The organism is Rhizobium sp. CFBP 13726 (assembly GCF_014841925.1).
In the GTDB taxonomy this organism is placed as follows: domain Bacteria; phylum Pseudomonadota; class Alphaproteobacteria; order Rhizobiales; family Rhizobiaceae; genus Neorhizobium; species Neorhizobium soli.
Genome location: NZ_JACYUU010000010.1, coordinates 1 through 21,001 on the forward strand (window position 1 = coordinate 1; position 21,001 = coordinate 21,001).

At 62.0% G+C, this 21,001-nt stretch carries 21 protein-coding genes and 1 pseudogene; 8 read left to right on the top strand and 14 right to left on the bottom strand.

Going from position 1 to position 21,001, the window contains the following annotated elements:
- Positions 1-134: 134 nt before the first annotated feature.
- Complete coding sequence (locus IFT66_RS22995) at positions 135-425, bottom strand: hypothetical protein (protein WP_446737957.1); 291 nt, start codon at positions 423-425, stop codon at positions 135-137.
- 26 nt (positions 426-451) lie between these two features.
- Between IFT66_RS22995 and IFT66_RS23000 the strand changes: the two are divergent.
- A pseudogene (locus IFT66_RS23000) lies at positions 452-623 on the top strand (transposase domain-containing protein); the annotation flags it as partial.
- 329 nt (positions 624-952) lie between these two features.
- On the opposite strand, the gene IFT66_RS23005 reads toward IFT66_RS23000, so the two are convergent.
- Genes IFT66_RS23005 through IFT66_RS23025 form a run of 5 tightly spaced genes read right to left on the bottom strand, consistent with a single transcriptional unit; the run spans position 953 to position 4,856 of the window.
- Positions 953-1,741, bottom strand: a complete 789-nt coding sequence (locus IFT66_RS23005) for a transporter substrate-binding domain-containing protein (RefSeq protein WP_192079103.1) — start codon at positions 1,739-1,741, stop codon at positions 953-955.
- Between the two features lie 59 nt (positions 1,742-1,800).
- Positions 1,801-2,760 (bottom strand): agmatinase, encoded by a 960-nt coding sequence (locus IFT66_RS23010; protein WP_192079104.1) that lies wholly within the window; start codon positions 2,758-2,760, stop codon positions 1,801-1,803.
- Positions 2,761-2,767: 7 nt separating this feature from the next.
- Positions 2,768-3,424 carry an amino acid ABC transporter permease gene (locus IFT66_RS23015; protein ID WP_158478516.1) on the bottom strand — a complete coding sequence of 219 codons (657 nt, stop codon included), beginning with the start codon at positions 3,422-3,424 and terminating at the stop codon, positions 2,768-2,770.
- Positions 3,424-4,233, bottom strand: coding sequence for an amino acid ABC transporter ATP-binding protein (locus IFT66_RS23020; RefSeq protein ID WP_192079105.1), 810 nt, complete (start codon positions 4,231-4,233; stop codon positions 3,424-3,426). Before IFT66_RS23020 ends, IFT66_RS23015 begins: the two co-directional genes overlap by 1 nt.
- On the bottom strand, positions 4,230-4,856 hold the full coding sequence (locus tag IFT66_RS23025; protein ID WP_192079106.1) for a DUF1989 domain-containing protein: 627 nt from the start codon (positions 4,854-4,856) through the stop codon (positions 4,230-4,232). The genes IFT66_RS23020 and IFT66_RS23025 overlap by 4 nt, the downstream gene beginning before the upstream one ends.
- Positions 4,857-5,213: 357 nt before the next feature.
- Here IFT66_RS23025 and IFT66_RS23035 point away from each other — a divergent pair, with 357 nt between their 5' ends.
- Complete coding sequence (locus IFT66_RS23035; protein WP_192079107.1) at positions 5,214-6,389, top strand: M24 family metallopeptidase; 1,176 nt, start codon at positions 5,214-5,216, stop codon at positions 6,387-6,389.
- 73 nt (positions 6,390-6,462) lie between these two features.
- On the opposite strand, the gene IFT66_RS23040 is transcribed toward IFT66_RS23035, so the two are convergent.
- The 8 genes from IFT66_RS23040 to pxpB are packed head-to-tail and all read right to left on the bottom strand — an operon-like array spanning position 6,463 to position 13,293.
- Positions 6,463-6,876, bottom strand: coding sequence for a VOC family protein (locus IFT66_RS23040; RefSeq protein ID WP_062577588.1), 414 nt, complete (start codon positions 6,874-6,876; stop codon positions 6,463-6,465).
- Between the two features lie 35 nt (positions 6,877-6,911).
- The gene (locus IFT66_RS23045) at positions 6,912-8,096 is read right to left on the bottom strand and encodes a M24 family metallopeptidase (RefSeq protein WP_062577585.1); all 1,185 of its coding nucleotides are present in this window, start codon (positions 8,094-8,096) and stop codon (positions 6,912-6,914) included.
- A 10-nt stretch (positions 8,097-8,106) separates the two neighbouring features.
- Entirely contained in the window at positions 8,107-8,748 is a 642-nt protein-coding gene (locus tag IFT66_RS23050; RefSeq protein WP_062577583.1) for a GntR family transcriptional regulator, read from the bottom strand.
- Positions 8,745-10,001 (bottom strand): hydantoinase/carbamoylase family amidase, encoded by a 1,257-nt coding sequence (locus IFT66_RS23055; protein WP_192079108.1) that lies wholly within the window; start codon positions 9,999-10,001, stop codon positions 8,745-8,747. Before IFT66_RS23055 ends, IFT66_RS23050 begins: the two co-directional genes overlap by 4 nt.
- Entirely contained in the window at positions 9,998-10,930 is a 933-nt protein-coding gene (locus IFT66_RS23060; RefSeq protein WP_342344818.1) for an NAD(P)-dependent oxidoreductase, read from the bottom strand. Before IFT66_RS23060 ends, IFT66_RS23055 begins: the two co-directional genes overlap by 4 nt.
- A gap of 11 nt (positions 10,931-10,941) precedes the next feature.
- Positions 10,942-11,586 carry a GntR family transcriptional regulator gene (locus tag IFT66_RS23065; RefSeq protein ID WP_192079110.1) on the bottom strand — a complete coding sequence of 215 codons (645 nt, stop codon included), beginning with the start codon at positions 11,584-11,586 and terminating at the stop codon, positions 10,942-10,944.
- Complete coding sequence (locus IFT66_RS23070) at positions 11,579-12,553, bottom strand: 5-oxoprolinase subunit C family protein (RefSeq protein ID WP_192079111.1); 975 nt, start codon at positions 12,551-12,553, stop codon at positions 11,579-11,581. Before IFT66_RS23070 ends, IFT66_RS23065 begins: the two co-directional genes overlap by 8 nt.
- On the bottom strand, positions 12,550-13,293 hold the full coding sequence (pxpB, locus tag IFT66_RS23075) for a 5-oxoprolinase subunit PxpB (protein ID WP_192079112.1): 744 nt from the start codon (positions 13,291-13,293) through the stop codon (positions 12,550-12,552). The genes IFT66_RS23070 and pxpB overlap by 4 nt, the downstream gene beginning before the upstream one ends.
- A gap of 242 nt (positions 13,294-13,535) precedes the next feature.
- Between pxpB and IFT66_RS23080 the strand changes: the two genes are divergently transcribed.
- From IFT66_RS23080 to IFT66_RS23865, 6 genes are all read left to right on the top strand, one after another.
- A complete protein-coding gene (locus tag IFT66_RS23080; protein ID WP_192079113.1) occupies positions 13,536-14,309 on the top strand; it encodes a LamB/YcsF family protein in 774 nt (257 codons plus the stop codon).
- A 14-nt stretch (positions 14,310-14,323) separates the two neighbouring features.
- Positions 14,324-15,178, top strand: coding sequence for a D-amino-acid transaminase (locus IFT66_RS23085; protein WP_192079114.1), 855 nt, complete (start codon positions 14,324-14,326; stop codon positions 15,176-15,178).
- A gap of 430 nt (positions 15,179-15,608) precedes the next feature.
- Positions 15,609-16,589 (top strand): TRAP transporter substrate-binding protein, encoded by a 981-nt coding sequence (locus IFT66_RS23090; RefSeq protein ID WP_192079115.1) that lies wholly within the window; start codon positions 15,609-15,611, stop codon positions 16,587-16,589.
- Positions 16,590-16,667: 78 nt separating this feature from the next.
- Positions 16,668-17,201 carry a TRAP transporter small permease subunit gene (locus IFT66_RS23095; RefSeq protein ID WP_192079116.1) on the top strand — a complete coding sequence of 178 codons (534 nt, stop codon included), beginning with the start codon at positions 16,668-16,670 and terminating at the stop codon, positions 17,199-17,201.
- 3 nt (positions 17,202-17,204) lie between these two features.
- Positions 17,205-18,506 (top strand): TRAP transporter large permease, encoded by a 1,302-nt coding sequence (locus tag IFT66_RS23100; RefSeq protein WP_062577564.1) that lies wholly within the window; start codon positions 17,205-17,207, stop codon positions 18,504-18,506.
- Between the two features lie 738 nt (positions 18,507-19,244).
- The gene (locus tag IFT66_RS23865; RefSeq protein WP_192079117.1) at positions 19,245-20,897 is read left to right on the top strand and encodes a diguanylate cyclase; all 1,653 of its coding nucleotides are present in this window, start codon (positions 19,245-19,247) and stop codon (positions 20,895-20,897) included.
- Positions 20,898-21,001: the final 104 nt, after the last annotated feature.

The following is a 21,001-nucleotide window of genomic DNA, read 5'->3' on the forward strand; positions in this document are numbered from 1 at the left end:
CCGTGGCGAACAAGAAAAACGCGCATCAGCCATCCCGCTGCGTAGGTTTAGATCCGACGGCTACCATGGGCGCGTGTCGAACGATCGGAAATCCTGTCGGCATTGCCAAGGCAAGCCTTTATTACCCTGGGTTTTCAAATCCGTCGCGACCACAAAAGCAGCGCCACGCCACAAGCTGCCGTGATCGCCCCGCGGAATATCCAGGGCCGTTGGTCGATCATGAAACTCGCGGCGGGATAGGGGAAATAGCCGCTTCCCTGCGCCGCCCAAATCAGCCCGGCAACAAGCAGCAGCAAGCCGAAACCAAATAAGATTTTTCCAACCATTGCTGCCCCCTTGCCGGCGCGGTAAACGCCGCGCTCGATCGATTGGTAAAACTTTGGGTGGCTGTCGTAAAGACTGCTGCCAGACACCCACAGGATCAACTCAACTGAGCCTGCCTTCCCATCTGCGCGCTGTGTTCATGGCAACACTGATTATGAGCGCCAAGCTCAATGACATCGACCCTCAGGCCTGGCTTGCCGACATCCTCGCTAACAATCCGGACTGGCCCGATCAGCAGGACTGAGCAACTGCTGCCGTGGAACTGGACACCCAAGACGCTCAGACCTCAGGCGGCCTGACCTGCGGCCTTCGGCGCTAGCTTACGACGTTGGCGACGCGCTCCGGCGGAAGCTCAACCCTGGAGCAGGCGTATTGGTCAAGGTACGGATGGTATCCTTTTCCTGGGGTGCCTGAACAAGGCGTAAGCCAGGCCAAACAGTGCCACCCGAGGACAAACTTAGAATGCGGGGAAGCCCTTCGATGTCAGGATCGTCCTGTCTGCGAACCACAGGACCGGGCAAAGCGCTGCGATGCTGCGGTCTAATGTCCGTGCCAAACAAAGCGCCGGCAACGATCGCGATGATCGTTGCCGGATTGGGTGAGCTGGATACTCCGGGATACCTAAGGTCTACTTAATGGTCTTGATAGGGACCTTCGGAGCCGGATCGAAGCCGACCAGATCGCTCGTCAGCTTGGCATAGGTGCCGTCGGCGTTCATGTCGGCAAGCGCCTTGTTGACGGCTTCGACCAGCTTCGGCTTGCCCATCTTGAAGGCAAAGCCCTTCTGGACGTGGCTGACGTAGTCATCGGTCATCTTGAGGGGCATTTTGGCAGAGGTGATCGCATAGGCCGCCGCGATCGAATCGGTAATCACCGCATCGACATTGCCGTTGACGAGGTCCTGCATGGCGTCGGACTCGGCCTTGTAGCCCTTGACCGTTGCGCCCTTTTCCTCGGCGATCTTGGTCCAGCTGGAAGCGACGAGCGCGCCGACGGCCTTGCCCTTGATCTCGGCAGCACTCGTGATCTTGCTGTCCTTGGCGGTAACGACGCGGCCACCGGATTCCAGCCAGCCGTTGGAGAAGGTAACCTGCTTCTGGCGGGCCTCGGTGATGTCCATCGCGGCGCTGATCACATCATACTGGTCCGCCTGGAGGCCAACGAGCAAAGAATCCCACTTGATCAGAATAGGTGTGTATTCAAGGTTCAGGCGCTTGGCGACTTCCTGCATCACGCGAATTTCCAGGCCGTCGAGCTTGCCGTTCGGCGCACGCATGCTGAATGGCGCGTAGGTGCCTTCGGTTGCGACCACGAGCTTGCCGGGCTGCAGCAGTTCGAGGTCAGCCGCCTCGGAGATCGAGGTCATGGCAAGGCCCGCAAAGGCTGCAGCGGCAAGGATGAAAGACTTCATTTTCATGTTTCAGTTCCCTTTTTTATGATGGATTGGTCGTTCGGCATCTGGGTAATCGGTGCATTTCAACCCGGCGTGGAGGATCGGCGGGAAGCGAGGAGAGCCAGGAATTCAGCCATGATGGTGGCGGCGAGAAGTGCCGTGATTTGTCCGGTGCTGTCGTAGAGCGGATTGGCCTCGACGACATCGCAGCCGACCAGATCGATGCCGTGGAGGGCGCGGATGATCTGCAGGGTCTCGCGCGCTGTCGGTCCGCCGGCCTCCGGTGTCTGCACCGCCGGGGCGGCGGACGGATCGACGAAGTCCATGTCGAACGAGATGAACACCGGCTTGCCGGCAACCCGGCTTGCGATCCGGTCGGCAAGCGCCCTGGGGCCGAGGTCGAGCGCCTCATCGGTGGTCAGAACCTCGTAGCCGAGTTCGATGGACTGTCTGATATCGGTCTTCTGGAACAGGGAGCCGCGCATGCCGATCTGGATCGAAGATGCCGTATCGATGATCTGTTCTTCCACGCCGCGACGAAACGGCGTCCCGGCGCTGTATTTCTGGCCCGCGAAATAGCTGTCCCACGTATCGGTGTGGGAATCGAAATGAACGAGCGAGATCGGGCCTTGCACCTTGGCCAGCGCCCGCAGTTCGGCAAGCGTGATGGAGTGATCGCCGCCAATGCCGAAGGGCACGATGCCGGCCGAGACGAGCGCACTCACCGATTCCTCGATGCGCTCCAGCGACTGGATCTCGTAGCCGGGCACCACATTGGCATCCCCGACATCGGCGACCCTAAGCGCCTCGAAGATGTTCAGATTGCCGCGATAGGGATTGATCGGCCTCAGCATGACGGACATGGCACGCACCGCGTTGGGGGCAAAGCGAGCCCCCGTCCTGTAAGGCCCGCCGCTGTCCGACGGCAGGCCGATGATCGCCGCATCCAGGTCCTTGAGGGACGTCGCCTGCGGCAGCCGCATGAAGGTCGGCACGCCGCAGAAGCGGGGAGTTTCAAGGGAATCGACGGGCAGCACGCTCATGGCCGCATCATCCGAGGTTGGCGTAGCGGCGTTCCAGCCACGACGCGACGAAGGTGAGGATGGTCGTCAGCAGGAGGTAGATGACGGCAACCGCAATGTAGAATTCGAACGGCCGGAAGGTCGAGGCGATCAATGTCTGCGCATAGAGGGTCAGCTCCACGACCGTGATGGTCGACAGCAGCGAGGTGTTTTTCAGCGTCGAGATCGCTTCATTGGTGATCGAGGGCAGGATGATCCGGAAGACCTGCGGAAGAATGATGGTGCGCATCGTTTCGGCAGGGCTGAACCCGAGCGCAAGAGCCGATTCCGTCTGTCCGCGTTGGATGGCGGTCAGGCCGCCGCGGACGATCTCGGCGACATAGGCGCCGCTGTTGATGCCAAGCGCAATGACCCCCGCCGTGAAGGGATCAAGCCGGATGCCGATCTGCGGCAGGCCGAAGTAGATGAGAAACACCTGGATCAGCGTCGGCGTGCCGCGGATGAACCAGATGTAGAAACCGGCGGCCATGCGCACGGCCTTCCAGTCGGAGCGCTGTGCGAGCGCTGCCACCAGCCCGCAGACCCAGCTGACGGCAATAGTAAGGATGGTAATGCCGAACACGGTCCAGGAGGCTTCCAGAAAGCCCGGTCCGTAGATTTTGAACTCGTCGAAGAAGTTGACCATCACGCCTGCGCTCCTTCGCCGCTGGATTTGGAGACGGAATGCGCCACCCTGTCGTGCAGGATGCGGTGCAGGAACTGCTGCAGCCTTTCGCTTTCGGGATTCCGCAGGATTTCCGGCGACCCCTCCTCGGCGATCACGCCCTTGTCGAAGAACAGCACGCGCGACGACACATCGCGGGCAAAGGCGATCTCATGCGTCACCAGCAGCATCGTCATGCCGTCGGCGGCAAGCGAGGCCATCAGCACCAGCACTTCATGCACCAGCTCGGGGTCGAGCGCGGAGGTGACCTCGTCGAACAGCATCAGTCGTGGCTTCATCGCCAGCGCCCGGGCAATTGCCACGCGCTGTTGCTGCCCGCCGGAAAGCCGTGCGGGGTAGCTGTGACGCTTTTCGTAGAGCCCGATCCGCGACAGAAGCACTTCCGCCTCTTCACGGGCCTGCGCCCGCGGCATCTTCAACAGTCTGATCGGCGCGTGCGTGACGTTTTCGAGCACGGTCATATGGGGCCAGAGATTGTAGCTCTGGAACACCATGCCGACGCGGGCACGCAGCGACTGCAACTGTGCCGGGGTCGGGAAGAGACGCGATTCCGGACGAAAATCGAAGGACAGTCCCTCAAATTCCATGAACCCCGACTGGGGCACTTCCAGCGCATTGATAGAGCGCAGGAACGTGCTCTTGCCGGAACCGCTGGCGCCGATGATCGAGACGACTTCGCCGGCCGCAACCTCGAGCGAGACGCCCTTCAGCACCTCGTTGTCACCAAAACTCTTGCGGATCTCCCTCAGTTTCAGAAGCGGATCGCTCATGCGGCCTCCTCCGGGGAAAAGGCGTCCGTGATTGACACGGCCACGTTTTGCGGCGTGCGGGCAGCACCGTTGATCGGCGTGATATCCTGCGGGCAGGCCGACAGCACCAGGACGAGATCCATGTCTGCGCGCAGCACCACATGATCGCCTGCGGTTGTTGCAGGCGGCAAGCGATCCACGGTTCCATCCGGCCCGACCGGAACGTTCATGAACAGGTTGAGCGAGGCCGGTGTGAAGGCATGTTCGAGACTCACCTGCGCAAGCGCTTCATGAAAATTGTCGGTGCAGCTGCGGTGATACGCGGTGCATCCCAGCTGCTGATAGAGGTCAGCGCTGCAGGGGCAAAGCAAGGTATCGTGACGTACCCGGGCACTATCGGCCACCATGGTCAGCATCGAGCGCCGACGCGAACTCTTGAGGCTCATGCCCTTGGTGAAAAAGATGTTGCTGTTGACGGAGCGGGTATGATCCATCGACGAGACCTCGGCAGCATCGCTTGCAGCGACGGCCCAGGTATCGACGACCTGATTGCCGTGGGTATTGGTGATGCGGGCGAACTGCCCGGCCCTCATCCGAAACGCACGTCCCTGGCTCGCGGGTACAACCTGTGTTTCCAAATCCATTCCAACTCGTCTTCGCGGGTATCATCTGCGCCTGTGCGGGAGCACATCGGCGGGCGATAAACCCGTGGCCTCATGGGTCCACTGAACCTTATTCAGTATACCAATGGAGTTCAAGTAGCGTTTTCAACAATTTAGAGCACACAAAACAGCCATGTTGATCACAAACTAAGCTGAGGATGCGCGCTTTTTCGGCATCTCCTGGAGATCAAACGCGGTATCGCCCAAAGAGTGCCGGCAGTCGATTGACGAAAGGATACTGTCGGTGTACCGAAATTGAAAAGCCCGTTTACGGGCTTTTCCCGTAACTGCGCGTAGACGTGATAGCGCGTGCGCGAGCCGCAGCATCTGGAGCGAGTGATGGCCCGTTATTTTCCGATCGACGAGTATGAGCACCGTTGGGATCGCCTGCATCGCGAGATGAAGGCGCGCGGTTATGAGACCGCCGTGGTGTTCTCACGCGCCGGCGGCACCACTGACAACTGCGGCGACGTTCTCTATCTTTCCAACCACTATGCCATCAGCAGCGGCATGGACTCGACCATCTGGACCGCGCGCTCCTTTGCCGGCGTCATCCTGCAGGAGGGGCACGCGCCGCAACTGCACATCGACGAGCCGGAGGTCAGGCGCGATCTCGTCTCGATCGACGATGTCCACTGCAGCAACCATCCTTTCGAGAGGGTCGCCAAAGCCCTTGTCGCCCGCGGCATCAAGGGACGCGTGGCACTGGTCGGCACCAATTTCATCCCGGTGAAATACTATCGGCAGTTGGAGGCGACGGCCCCTGAGATCGAATGGATCCCGGAAGACGATCTCGTCCGCTCCGTGCGACGCATCAAGAGCCCACGCGAACTCGACTGTTATCGCATAGCCGGGGAAACGGCGACCGCGGGCATGACCGTCCTCATGCAGAGCCTCGTCAGCGGCATGTCGGAGCGCGAGGCCGCCGGCGAAGCCGCCCGCGAAACGGTGCGGCGCGGCGGCCGCGTCCAGATGATCGGCACCAATCATGGCGAGACGCTCGGCTTCGACCAGCGCTTTCCGCTGACTGGCTATAGCGCCGATACGCCTGTCGTCGGGGACATCGTCACCGGAACGCTGCACGGCCCGCTCTACCAGGGTTACTATCTTGATCCGGGCCGAACGGCAGTCCGCGGCCCGGCGAACGCGGGTCAGCTCCGCCTGATCGAAGCCGCCGCTGGCATCGTCCACCGCCTGTCCGACATGCTGCGGCCAGGCGTCGCGCTGCTGGATGTGGCGGCCGAAGGCGACCGCATGACCGCAGCCTTCGGCGGCTCCATCTCCGCGATCATGAAGAATTTCCCCTTCTACGGCCACGGCATCGGCCTTGGCTTCGAACTGCCGCGCATCTCGACGTCCATGTCGACGCCGCAGGACATCGTCGAGCAGAACATGGTGTTCGGCGTCGAGGCCTTCCTGTCCCTGGATGGCGTTGGCGCGGCCTTCTACGAAGACATCCTCATCATCGGCGAACAGGGTAACGAACTGCTGACCCGCTCGCCAAGCATGTTCTGAGCGCAGCTAACCGAGCAATAGAAAATCCGGGCTGATCATCCATCTGCCCGGATTTTTCGTAAATGCGTGCTAATCAGCGGGCAAACAGCCCGTCGAAATCCTTGAAACCCTTGACCTCGATCGGGTTGCCGCTCGGATCGAAGAAGAACATCGTGCGCTGCTCGCCCGGCTCGCCTTCGAAGCGCACCACCGGCGGAATGTCGAAGGCGACACCCTTTTTCTTCAGGCGTTCGGCCAGTGCCAGCCAGTCGGCGAGCTCCAGCGCAACGCCGAGATGCGGCATCATCACCATATGGTTGCCCACCTTGCCGGTGCGCGTTACTTCGAACGGCTTGCCCAGATGCAGCGAGATCTGGTGGTTGAAGAAGTCGAAGTCCACCCAGGTGTCGGTGGACCGGCCTTCCTGGCAACCGAGAACGTCGCCGTAGAACCGGCGGGCCTCGTCGAGGTCGGTGACATGATAGGCCAGATGGAAGAGAGAACGCATGCGAGAGGCTCCGTTGGTGAAGGGAAAGTGGGAAATCAGCGAATGGTGAGGCTGCGCGGCAGGCTCGACAGCGGTTCGGCGCCGTGCTCGGTGACGATCACGGTCTCGGAAGCGCCGACGGTCCAGTGCCCGTAGCTGCGCAGCGTGGCTGGCAGGTGAAACACCATGCCCGCTTCGATCGGGCGGGAAACATCGGCGAAGAGGGAGAGGATCGCCCCCTCGCCCCAGTCCGGCGCAAAGGCGACCCCCATGGAATACCCGATCCGCTTGCGGAAAGCCGGGGTGTAGCCAGCCTCGTCGATCACCGCCTGCGCCGCATTATGCGGGACGCAACAGGCCACGCCCGGCCGGATTGATGCCAGTGCGGCATCCAGCGCGTAGAGCGAGCAATCCATCATCCTTTGCGCTTCGACCGGCGGCGCTCCGAGCCAGACCGTGCGCATCAGCGCCGCGTGATAGCGGGCGTGGCTGCCGGCAAGCTCCAGGAAGACGGGATCGCCGTCGCTCAACCTGCGCCGGCGCCATGTCATGTGCGGCAGGCCGCTGCGCGGTCCCGAAGACACCAGCGGCTCCATGGCCATCGCCTCGGAACCCACCTGCGTTGCCGCATGAAGCATCGCCGCCGCAATCGCATTCTCATCCGTTCCGGCTGAGCAGGCCTCGATACCGGCGATGATACCCGCTTGCGCATAGCTCGCCGCTCCCCGGATAGCGTCGAGTTCGGCTGCAGATTTTAGCATGCGCAAGGGCGGCAGGATATGCGAGCCGTCCAGCAACTCGCCGACGTTCAACCGCGCGGAAATCTCGGCGGCAACCCGCGGCGACAGAAACCAGCCCCCAAGCTCCATCGCCGGCTTGCGGATCTGTTTCGCCTTGAGGACCGCCAGCAGGGCATCGACGGGATTTTCGCCGTCCTGGTAGGCCACGATATCTTCGAGCCAGGTATTGGCGACCGCACCGAACAGCTCCAGCTGCCGGACGATGAGGGTCGGCTCGCCCTCTGCAGGAAGGACCAGCGCCTGGAAGGCGAAATAGCCTGCCGTCTGGCGGCCTGTCAGCCAGTAGATTGTTTCGGGACCGGAGACGATGATCGCTTCCTGTCCGCTGGAATGCAAGGCGGCTTGGGCGCGTTTCTGGCGATCGAGGAACTCGGCCTTCGGAAAGGCGGCCTCGCAACCGCGCAAGCGCTGAAGATCCTCGGGGAATGCGGCAGATGTCATGGGTCAGGTCTCAATCGCGGGCCAGCCAGCCAAGGAAACGTGCCCTGACGCTGTCGAAATGCAGTTCCATCGCCGCCTGCGCGGCAGCGGTATCGCCGGCCTCGATGGCATCGACCACGGCGATATGCTCGCGGGCCTGCTGGTCGAAGCGGTCATGGGTGCGGGTAATGGTGCAGCGGCGCGCGACGCTGCGCATTTCCGTCAGCATTGTCGCAAGCAGAGGTAGTTCGGCGGCCTGCGCGACGGCGAGGTGAAACGCGTCGTCGTCCAGCCAGAAATTGTCGAAGGCGATATCGCCGCCCTCCGCATAGGCACGCATGCGGGTGCGGGAGTCATCAAGCTCCGGCGTCAGCGCCGATGTCTCGGCGGCCTTGGCGGCCGCCGCACCTTCGAGCAGCCTGCGGATCTGGACGATCTCCAGCAGTTGTTCGACGGTGACCGGGCGAACCATCAGCGCCCCGTTCGGCAGCCGCGAGATGACGTTTTCCTTCTCGAGGCGGGAGATCGCGGCGCGCAGCGGCGTCCGCGAAATGCCGAATTCCACCGCCAGCGTGCGCTCGGTCAGCATCTCGTCGGAGGAGAAGCGGCCTTCCAGAATGCGCTGCTTGAGATCGCGGTAGAACTGCTGCGCCAGGGTTTCCTTGTCGCTCATCGTATTGACGTTTCCCCCATGCCGGCCAGAGCCCCATGCAATGCCTTGACCGCCGCCACCAGATCCGCGGGGTCCATCGCCTCGTCGGGATTGTGGCTGCCGTTCCAGTTGCGCAGGAACACCATCACGCTGTCCCATCCCGCCTGCGCAAAGGCCGCCGCATCATGGCCGCCGCCCGATAGCATGCGGCGGGGCGTGTGCCCGAGCACGACTGCGGCCTCGGCGATCTGGTCGCCGAGTACCGCCGAAAGCTTCGTCGGTTGGCTGCGCGATTGTGCCCCCAGCGCAAACCGCACGCCCCGCGCCGCCTCGATCGCCTTGGCGTCGGCCAGAAACACCGCGTCCATCCGGTCGAGCACGTCCACATCGTCGCTGCGCAGATCAACGCAGAAATCGACCCGGCCCGGTACTTTCGCAAAGGCATGTTCGGGCGTTGCGGCATCGACCCGGCCGAAGGTCACGGCAAGGTCGTCTCCCGCCCGCAGCGCCTCGTCCCAGCGACGGTCCATGGCGACGATCAGGTCGGCAAGGGCGAATACGGCATCCGATCTCTCCGACCTCGCCGGCCCACCGGAATGCGCCCAGGTGCCGTCGATCCGGGCCTGCCGGTAGCGCAGACCGCCGCGCACGCCGCTGACGATCCCATAGGGTTCATGCGCGGCATGCAGCACTGTGCCCTGCTCGATGTGCAGCTCGATGAAGCGTGCCGGCGCAAGAGGAGTGTCCGTCAGGATGTCGTCAGGCCGGCCGCCTTCCGACAGGATATGATCATGCAGCGTGCGGCCGGTGTCGCTGCGCGTGGCCTGCAGTTCCTCTGCGGTAAGCCGCCCGAGTGCTGCGCGGGAACCCACATAGGACACGGGGAACCAGACGCTTTCCTCCGCCCGGGTGACGGTGACGACGAGATCGACCGGCGGCAGTTCGCCGCTGTCGACAAAGGCCGCGGCAAGCGCCATGGCGCCGGCAACGCCCGCCTGCCCGTCATAGGCACCGCCCATGGCAACGGTATCGAGATGGGACCCCACGTGGATGGCAGGAGCACTCCGGTCCCTCCCCGGCAGTCGGGCAAACAGGTTGAGCGCGGCATCGCGGGTGACGGTCAGGCCAAGCGCGGTCGCCTCGTCCTCTATAACGCGATGCGCCTGGCTTTCCAGCGGGCTGTAGGACGGGCGCGTGAAGCCCGGACCACCCGCCGAAATCGCGTTGATACGGTCCAGCAGCCGCTCGACAGTATCCTTGACGATGTCGCTCATAGGGCAGCCTCCGGATGAAATTCGATCGTGGTCGACGGCCGGCCTCCCGCAAGCGCCGTAATGACGTGCCGGGCAGCGGCGATGGCGACGCGCTGCAGCGCCTCCCCGGTTGTGCCGCCCAGATGCGGCGTAAAGATCACCCTGTTGGAGGTCGCAAGCGCCCCGGTCGGCGCTGATGGCGAATAGACGTCGAGACCGGCGGCGGCGATAGTGCCGTCTGCCAGCGCCTGCGCAAGGGCCGCCTCGTCCACCAGCCCAGCCCTTGCCGTGTTGACCAGGATGGCGCCTTTCTTCATCGCTGCAAAGGCTGAAGCATTGAACATGCCCCGCGTCTCGTCCCGCAGCGGCGTATGCAGCGAAACGAGATCGGCGCTCGCCAGCCCCTCGGCGAGCACAGAGACCCGCTCGAACTTGCCCGTATCCGGGTTGCGCGGCGAATAGACGATGACGCGCATGCCGAAGGCGCTGTGGAGCATCTGCCCGAGCCCGGCGCCGGTCGCGCCCCAGCCGACGATGAGTGCTGTCTTGCCGGACAGTTCCTGGAAGACGTGGCTTTCGCGAAAGCCACGTCTGCCGGATCTGACCGACTGATCGGCGGCCGGAATGAGCCGGGCAGTGGCCAGCGCCAGCCCCAGCGCAAGCTCCGACACCGAACGGGCATTGGCGCCGGGCGTGGTGCAGACCAGCACGCCCTTGCTTGCGGCGGCCCTTTTGTCGACGGGGTCGTGACCCGCCCCGTGAACGACGATCACCTTCAGGACGTCGGAGGCAGCAATCGCGTCTCCCGAAAGGCCGGCATCACGGGTGATGACCGCCTGGCAGCCGGGGATCCACCGGGAGACGGTGTCCATATCCGCTGACGGGCAAAGCACCGGCTCGATCCCGGCCTCTGTGAGGAGAGCCAGTCCGTCCGCATGAATCGGCTGCACGATCAGGCATCTCATCGCTTGTGCCTCTGGTTCGAAAGGCTGAGACGCCCGAGGATGGCGTCGCGGGCATGGGCGATATGTTCGTCCATCAGCATGGCAGCACGCTCGCCGTCGCGGCTGCGCAGCGCCTGGATGATATCGAGATGCTCCTCACAGCTCTTGCCGAACCGCTCGGGAACCTGGCTATGGTCGAACATGCAGGTCCGGCGGCGCAGGTCGCCGATGGTGCGAACCATCATCTGGTTGCCCGCAGCCCGCGCCAGCGCATAGTGAAAGTCATCATCCACCTGCCGCTGCTCTTCCTCCTCGCCGGGGCCTTCCCGTTGCAGGTCGAGCACGCGGCTTTCTAGGCCGTCGAGGATACGCGGATCGATGGTCACAGAATTGCGGGCACACTGACGCTCGAGAACGCGCCGAAGGAAGAAGATCTCCTCGACTTCGGCTTCCGTCAGCGTGCGGACCTTGAGAAACCGCCCTTCCTGGACGGCAAGCCCCTCCGCCTCGATGCGCTTGATCGCCTCTCGCACAGGCGTCCGCGACATAGCGAGTTCGTCGCCGAGCTTGCCTTCCTGCAGCAGATCTCCCGGCTTCAATGCGCCAGCCAGGATCATCTCGATGATGCTGGCATAGGCCTGTTTGGCGAGCGGCTTATTCATCGACCTGCTCCCGTTGAGGCTTCGTCATCTCAGATTTTTCCTCGAGCCCCGCCAAGGCGGCATTGAGCGCCTGCGATTGGCCGAGATACAGCGTTTCCGCTTCGTCTTGCGATATCACCTTGAAGCGCACCGGCGCGCCGGTCATCGCCTGCGCAAGCCGCGGCAGGTCGATCGAGGCCACCGTGGCAATCTTGGGATAACCGCCGGTCGTCTGCCGCTCTGCCATCAACACGATCGGGCGCCCGGATGCCGGCACTTGGATGGACCCGCTGACGGTTCCGTCAGAAACGATATCATGCCCCAAAGCGGCGCGCACAATCGGCCCCTCGAGCATTTGCGCCATGCGGTCGCGCTGGCCGGAAACGACAAAGCCGGCTCCGAGGAAGTCCTGCCAGGCGGAGGCACCGAAATGATCTGCCTGTGGCCCTTTGACGACCCGCACCGGACCGAGCGGACGGCGAAAGGCCTGCGTCAGCGCACGCATGGGTGCCGGATTTGTTGTCCCGAGCGGCAGACGATCGCCGGCCGCAAGCCGCCGCCCCTCGAGCCCGCCGATCCCGGTTCGCAAATGGGTCGAGCGGGCGCCGAGAACCGGTGGCGTCTCGATGCCGCCTGACAGTGCCAGATAGCCCCACACCGCATCGCGCAGGGCGCCGATCTTCAGCACCTGGCCCGGCAGAAGCGCAAAGCTTTCCCAGCCATGCCGACGCTCGCCATCGACGGTGATCTCGACGTCGCCGCCGGTGACCGCAAACCGCACCGGCTCAGCCACTTCGAAATGCCCGCCCACATGGGCAAACTCGAGAACTGCCTGCCCGTCGTCATTGCCGACAAGCCGGTTGGCCATCCGCATCGAGGGACCATCCGTGGGGCCTGAGCCCGACACACCGAGGTGCTGCAGCCCGACACGCCCGAGATCCTGGACGGTCAGCATCGGACCCGCCTGCCTGATCAGAATGCTGCTCATGGGCTTTCCCATTCTGCGGCAAGAGTACCCTGCGTCGCGGCTGCATCGAGAGCCGCCGCCTCGTCCGCCTTGACGGGGCGAAACCGAACCCGGTCGCCGGCCCGCAGCAGGAAGGGCTCCGCGCGCGCCGGATCGAAGAGCTTCAGCGGCGTACGGCCGATAAACCGCCAGCCGCTGGGCCCGGGCACAGAATTGATGCTCGCCTGCTTGCCGCCGATGCCGATGGCGCTCGCTTCGATCCGCTGGCGGGGAACCGCAAGGCGCGGCGTGTGCAAAACCTCGGGCAACCCTCCGAGATAGGCAAAGCCCGGGGCAAACCCGATCATATAGACCCGGTATTCCGCCGCCGAATGCAGGGAAATCAGGGCATCAGAGCTCATCTGTTTCAGTTCGGCGAGCTCATCGAGGTCCATGCCGACCGGGCCGCCGTAAACCACCGGCACGACGATCCGCCGCTGCGCACCGCTTTCCGCCGAGATGTCCGCCAACCGTTCCAAAAGCAATGGCGCCAGCTGTTGGCCGCGGACCAGCGCCGGGTCGTAGACGACCAGCAGCGACCGATAGGTGGGAACCGTTTCGACGATCCCGGTGATCGCCTCTGCTGCAAGGCTGTCGGCGAGCGCCACGACGCGCCGGTTGGTCTCTTCGTCGATCTGATCGGAAAGCTCGATGACGAGAGCGCTGTCGCCGCAGGCAGCGATAAGGGGGAAGCGCCGTGGCGCAGGATCGCGCTCCGTCATGTCATCGTTCCCATTCCCAACGGCGTCCCTTAGCAATGCCCAGCGCCCAAAACGATCTGCGACCCTTCACAAGACCTGCCGACAAACGATCCGTCATCGGCTAGCCTGCGCCTGAACGGCACCCCGTCCGGCCATGTCGCAACCCGCTTGTCATTTCAGTACACCAACTGTATGTCAAGACAGTCGTGGGCTTTTTGGATGCCGCGCCACGGCTTTGAAGACTCATCTGAGGATAGCGCACCATGCCGACCATCGATCTCAACTGCGACATGGGCGAGAGTTTCGGCGCCTATAAGATCGGCGACGACGCAGCGATGATGGAGACCATCTCGACGGCCAATATCGCCTGCGGTTTCCATGCCGGCGATCCGAGCGTCATGCGCGACACGATCCTGGCGGCCAAGGCAAAGGGCGTCTCGATCGGCGCGCATCCCTCGTTCATGGATCTCTACGGTTTCGGCCGCCGGCGCATTTCCGGCGAGCGTCCGGAAGATATCGAGGCCCAGCTGATCTACCAGATTGCCGCCATTCAGGGCATGGCACATGCGCTGGGCTGGCCGATCACCCATGTGAAGACGCATGGATCGCTGGGCAACATGGCCGCCGAGGATGCCGATCTTGCAAAGGTCTGCGTCCGCGCCATCCAGGCGGTCGACCCGCACCTCGTCTTCATCACCCTCCCTTATTCGCAGACCATGAAGGCCGCTGAAACCGCGGGTCTTCCCGTCGCCTGCGAGGTCTATGCCGATCGCCGCTACGACGAAAAGGGCATGCTCGCCTCCCGCCAGCTGGAGGGCGCCGTCATTCACGACCTGCAGCAGAGCGTCGATCAGGTCTTGTCGATGGTCTGCGACAAGCGCATCCCGACGATCGGTGGCAATTTCCTGCCCGTCGAGGCGGCAACCGTCTGCATCCACGGAGATACGCCCGGCGCCGCCGTGACGGCAGCGGCTCTGCGCGGCAAGCTCACCGCGGTGGGCGTCGAGATCGCACCCTTCACCAGACCGAAAACATGAACGAGAGAAACGACTTGACCCGTATTGTCTATCTGAATGGCGACTGGTTGCCGGAAGCCGAAGCCAAGGTCTCGATCTTCGATCGCGGCTTTCTGTTTGCCGACGCCATCTATGAAGTCACGGCCGTGGTCGGCGGCAGGCTGCTCGAATATGCCGGCCATGCCGCACGCCTGCAGCGCTCTACGGCAGAGCTCGGCATCACCTGCCCGCTGACACCGGAGGCGCTTCTGGAGGTCCACCGCGAGATCATCCGCCGCAACGCGCTGGAATCAGGCCTGATCTACCTGCAGATCTCCCGTGGCACCGCCGACCGCGATTTCGCCTACCCTGAAAACCCGACCCCGACGCTGACCCTGTTCACGCAGGCAAAGTCCGTTCTCGAAAATCCCAAGGTCGCGACCGGCATTTCCGTCGCCTGTGTCCCGGACGAACGCTGGGGCCGCCGTGACATCAAGACAGTGCAACTGCTCTATCCCTCGATGGCGAAGATGGAAGCAATGGCAAAAGGCGCCGATGACGCCTGGCTGGTCGAAGACGGCTTTGTCACCGAAGCCAGTTCCGCCACCGCTCATATCATCACCAGAGATGGCAGGCTGGTGACGCGCGGCCTGTCCAACGCGATCCTGCACGGCATTACCCGCGCCAGCGTGCTGAGCATAGCCGAGACTGCGGGCATCCCATTTGAAGAACGCGCCTTCACCCCTGATGAAGCAATGAAGGCTGCGGAAGCCTTTATCACCTCCGCGACCAATTTCGTTCTCCCCGTAACGGCAATCGATGGTCATACGGTCGGGGACGGTAAGCCTGGGCCACTGACGCTGCGACTTCGCGAGCTCTATATCAAACAGAAGCTGGCTGATGCGATTTGATGACGTGACGCGGCCGGAGACAGGGAAATGCCCTTCACTCCCTTGAGGTCGTCACCGGCGCGGCAACCGATTTCCGGCAGCCGAAGTTTGTTGCCGCCCGTCCCCTAAATCCCCGGATTTTCTGGTAGCCCGAAAGAGTGGCTGTTCGCCCTGCACAGGCACTGCGAGACCGCGTCCGTGAAGGACCTCTCGCCGTGGAGCACCATGAAGCCAGTCTGCCACAGCCCGCATATCGCAGTCTCATACCTAACTGCATCCGAAGACTTCAATGCATAAATAATAACCCCACCAAAATCACGGTGAAAAAAGCGCCACAATCCTTGTTATTTTCAGAATACGCCCTGTATACTGAAAATGCGAACATCGATTTCAGCGCGCATGCTGCTCCCAAGGATTGGGCGCAGAAACATAAAAGAGGGGTTACTGCATCATGAAGAACATGCTCCGGGCCGGCCTGGCCGTGCTTCTCGCCAGCCTTGCCGCACCCGCTGTCGCGCAGACCGCCTGGGATATGTCGGTCGTCTGGCCGCCCGGCAATTTCCACACCAAGAATGCCATGAAATTTGCCGAAACGGTCAAGGACGTCACCAAGGGCGAGGTGGTCATCACCGTGCATCCCGGTGGCGCTCTCGGCATAAAGGGTCCCGAAGGCATGGCCGCGGTGCGCGACGGAATCGTGCCGGTCGCCGATATCCTGATGAGCCAGCAGGTTGGCGAAGCGCCGGTGCTGGGCATCGAAACGCTGCCCTATCTGGCGCCGACCATGCCGGATCTGGCGCTGCTGCACAAATTCTTCCGCCCGAAGATCGAGGAAGTTGCCACCTCGATGAACCAGAAGCTGCTCTACATGGTGCCATGGCCGGGCCAGGCGGTCTATTCGCCGAACAAGATCGAGACGATCGAAGACCTGAAGGGCCTGACGATCCGCGTTGTCGACGCCAATGGCCACAATTTCTTCAATGCGCTCGGTGCAGCCCCCGTGCAGATGCCTTGGGGTGAAGTCGTGCCGTCGCTGGCGGCCGGCACGATCAAGGGCGTGACGACATCCTCTTCCTCGGGCGTCGACGGCGCCTTCTGGGAATTCAGCAAGAACATGAGCACGTTCAACTGGCAGGCGTCGAGCAACATCGTCACCGTCAACCTAGACGCCTGGAACGCCCTGTCGCCTGAACATCAGAAGGCGATCGAAGCTGCCTCCAAGACGCTTGAAGGCGAATTCTGGTTGGTGAGCCGTGCCGAAGACGACGCCAAGCTCGCCATCCTGAAAGACAAGGGCATCGATGTCTCCGCACCGTCGCCGGAACTGCAGGCTGCCCTGATCGAACGGGCAAAGCCACTTTGGGAGGAATTCAAGGCCCGCGTTCCGGACGCCGCTCCCTATATCGACGCCTATCTGAAGGCCCAGAACTGACGCCATCGTCCGACACTCGCCGTCACCGATCCCAAGCGGTGACGGCAACCCCTTGTGAGCGCATTCCGGAGAATGGCCATGGACCCCAGCCCATCCCAACGCTTTTCACGCGTGATCGACCCGATCGATGACTTGACGTCGCTTGGCAATGGTCTTGCAGCCCTCTGCCTGCTTGGCATCTTCTTGCTGATTGCCGGAGAAATCTTCCTGCGCAACATTCTTGGCTTTTCCTTGAGCTTTTCCTGGGACGTCGCCGCCTATCTGATGGGGGCCTGTTTCATGCTCGCTGCCGCCAGCGCGCTGAAGTCCGGAAGCCATGTGCGGGTGACGGCCATCGCCGAGATGCTTCCCCTTCGCGGCGCCCGCTTAATCGAAATGGCCGCTTGCCTGATCGGACTGGCTATTTCCATCGCCCTTTGCCACGCCCTGATCGAAATGGCGTTTCTCTCCTATCAGCGCGGCTCGACCTCCGCTTCGGTGATCCGCACCCCCCTGGTCTGGCCGCAAGCCGTGATCGCAATCGGCGCCGTGCTCCTCTGCCTGCAGATGGTGGCGCAATGCTTGAGATTGCTGCGCGGCGAAGCACTGACCACCGGACCGGGACTGGAATAGACCATGGGAAAGATTTCACTCAGCCTTCTCGGCCTGATGACCCTGATTCTGGGCACCGGCGTGTGGATCGGCCTCGGCCTGATCGGCACTGCCGCCGGCCTGCTGATGCTGTACCGGCCGAATCTGCCGTTTTCAAAGCTGCTGGCTCAGCAGACCTGGAACACCCTGGTGTCTCCGGAAATGCTGGCGCTGCCGCTGTTCATCTTCATGGCCGACCTGCTGTTCCGCACCAAGATTTCAGAGGCCCTGTTTTCAGGCCTCGCCCCCTGGCTGCGTCGCGTGCCCGGACGGCTCAGTCACATCACGGTCCTTGGCTGCACCCTGTTCGCCTCGGTCTGCGGCTCATCCGCCGCGACGACCGCCACGGTTGGCCGCATTACCGCAAAGGAACTGATCTCGCGCGGCTATGACCGCGATCTGGTGACCGGCAGCCTGGCCGGCGCCGGCACGCTGGGCTTTTTGATCCCACCCTCGACCATTATGATCATCTACGGCGTGATGGCGGAGGAGTCCATCCTGCGGCTGTTCATGGCCGGCATCCTACCAGGTCTCCTGATGGCCGCAGCCTATATGGGCTATATCGGCATCCGTGCCTATATGAAGCCGTCGCTCGTCGGCGCCACCCCGCCGTCCACGACACTACGGGAAAAGCTCGTGGCGCTAAAGGATCTAGGCCCCCTGCTGTTGCTAATCATCGGCGTTGTCGGCTCGATGTATGGCGGCTTCGCGTCGCCGACCGAGGCGGCCGCGGTTGGTGTCGGCGGCTCGATGCTGATCGGCTTCTGGCAGCGGACCCTGAACTTGCAGCGCCTGATGGAAGCCGCCCGTCAGGCGGCCGACAGTTGCGCCATGATCGGCCTGATCATGGTCGGCGCCATGTTCCTCTCCACCACCGTCGGCTATCTCGGCATGCCGGCCTATATTGCCGGAATGATCGAAGGCTGGGGACTGTCGCCTTTCGCGCTGATCGTCGTCCTGCTGATCTTCTACATCCTTCTCGGCACGGTCATGGAAGGCCTCGGCTGCATCGTCATGACGCTGCCGATCACGCTTCCCTTGGTCATGGCAGCCGGCTATAGCAAGGTCTGGTTCGGGATCTTCATCGTGATCGTCGTGGAAATGGCGCAGATTTCACCGCCGGTCGGCTTCAATCTGACCGTCATCCAGCGGCTGACCGGCGACAGCATGGCGCGTATCACCCGGGCAACGATGCCGTTCTTCTTGATCATGGCCGGCTTCGTGATCCTAATTGCATTGTTTCCCGGCATCGTCATGCTGGTGCCCGATATGATGAGCAGGCCGTAGCCCGGCCATAGGCCGTGCCCCCTCGGATGACATCGGCAAACAATCACTTGCCGGCATCCGAGGCGGTATTGCGCCGCAAGTAACGGTCCATATCTGTCTGGCCCCGCCACGATCCCTGTCCAAACGTCCCCTTCCAGCCATGCGCCTCTATGGCGGGACACACGCACTGAACAAAAGACGTTCAAGCTGCCCGACTTCGAACTGGTTCGCTGACTTGAAGCATCGACCTGTGCTGACGGTACGACGTAAAGGGTCATCCGGCGGCTCAGCCTATACCAAGCCTTGGAACAGCCCTGACCTACGATTGCGGAAGGCTTTCTTCGGTAATGGGCTATCCGGCGGCGAGCTTGCGACATGGCCACGTGTACCCGAAGAAGGTTGATTTCCTAGGCTCTGTGTCAGCGGTCTTAAGGGATATGAACAGCCAACCTTGCACATGAAAGGTGCTAGAAACTCAAACGTGAGGGCCTCACACACAATCAATGCGAGTATCGAGGGACCAAGGTGGTCATTTTAACCAGCCCGCCGTTTATTAGGCCTCCCTTGCGGATATTAATTAGCCGGGCACTAACTATTTCTGAGTAAAAAGGCTTCGAATCTTACACGGAGGCTTTTGTGCCGCTTAGCAGCTGGTCTTTTCAGAATTTCCGAAACCGGATGACAGTCCGTCTGCAAGTTGCCCTCGTTACAGCTGTCACTTGCAGCGCGGCTGTCGGGGTAGCAGCAATCGGAGCCGCTGTGGTTGCAAAAGACAGCGCGCAGGCCAATGCGAACCAGCAGCTTCAGACACTTGCCCGAACTATGGCGGATCGTCTTGACCAGCATATGTTCGAGCGATATCGGGAAATCCAGAACGTCGCGAGTCTTGGGCCGCTACAGACGGTCTGGAGCAAAGACGCTGCGGCGACCCGGACCATCCTAGAAAAACTACAAGCGAGCTTGCCGGAATATGCTTGGCTTGGCTTTGCCACGCCGGACGGCGTAGTGCACGCTGCAACGAAAGGCATGCTGGAGGGGGTATCCGTTGCTCAGCGCCCCTGGTTTGTCGACGGGCTGAAACAGCCGACAGTAGAAGACGTCCACGACGCAAAACTCCTGGAAAAGCTGCTGCGCACGTCACCCGACGAGGCTCCTTTCCGTTTCGTCGATGTCGCTATGCCGGTGTTCGACGAACATCAAGTTCTGGCAGGCGTACTGGGTGCCCATATGAGTTGGACATGGGCTGACGATGTCCGGCGCACCGTCCTAACCACGCAGGATACAGCCAATGCTGCCGAGCTTTGGGTATCTGCCCGAGATGGTAGCCTGTTGATTGGCCCTGCCGATCACAAACTGGATGTTGCACTTCTGACCGACGCCGCAAAATCGGATGGTGTTTTATTCACCGACGACACGTCAAGCGCGCCGATGCTCTCGGCGATGGTTGCCACCCGGGGCCAGGGAAGCTATCCGGGCCTTGGGTGGGCAGTTGTCGCACGCATGCCGGTTGCCGTGATCTACGCGCCCGCGCATCAATTAGTCCTGCAAATACTGCTGATCGGAGCGGTCGCTGCCGTTTCTGCGTCTGCCGTTGCTTGGATGCTTGCCGGCTCTGTGACCAAACCCTTGAAAGCACTTGCCGCTAGCCTAGACCTGATTGGTCGTCAGGCAAACGTCACCAGCGTCGAACGCCAGCATGGCTCACTTGATATACTGCAGCTGTCGGCCGCCGTCCGCTCGTTGTTACGCCGGGTCGGCTCAGCCGAGGCGAGCGAGCAAACTGCAAACACCACGATCAATGCGCTGCAGCGTGAGGCAGAAGATCAAAAAAAGGACATAGAGCAGAAGATCCTGCGCTACGGAGCGGACCTTCATGCACTTCAAAAACTCGCCGATACCGACAGTATGACCGGACTTTTAAACCGCCGTGCTTTTCTTCCTTTTGCCAACGACGCCTGGAATTATTACAAACGGCATGGCCGGGCATTCAGCATACTGATGTTCGACATCGACCATTTTAAGCGTATCAACGATACGTTCGGCCACGCCGCCGGCGACGAAGTCATTCTCGCGATGGGCAATATTATCAGCGCTGGAATCCGCGCGACTGACAAGGTTGCCCGCTTCGGCGGCGAGGAGTTTGTCGTACTTCTGAGGGAAACCGACGAGGCGGCTTCTTTGTTGATGGCCAATCGACTGCGCGAGGAGATCGCCAGCACCATCGTCACAGCGGGGCAGCAAAAGATCAGCTTTACCACCAGCGTTGGGTGCGCATTCGGGACCAGTTCAGCACGCGATCTTGAGGATGTCATTCAGCGTGCAGATACTGCTCTATACGAGGCAAAGACAAGCGGGCGCAACTGTGTGGCAATGGCCGGCGTTGCTGCAGAAAGCCGACGAACGGCCGCTTGAGATTATTGCACCTCATTATAGGTGTGAGGATAGAAAATAGTGACTTAATTTCGATTGGACCGCCGTATGCGGTGTGGCCACAGCACATTGACTATGACGGGATT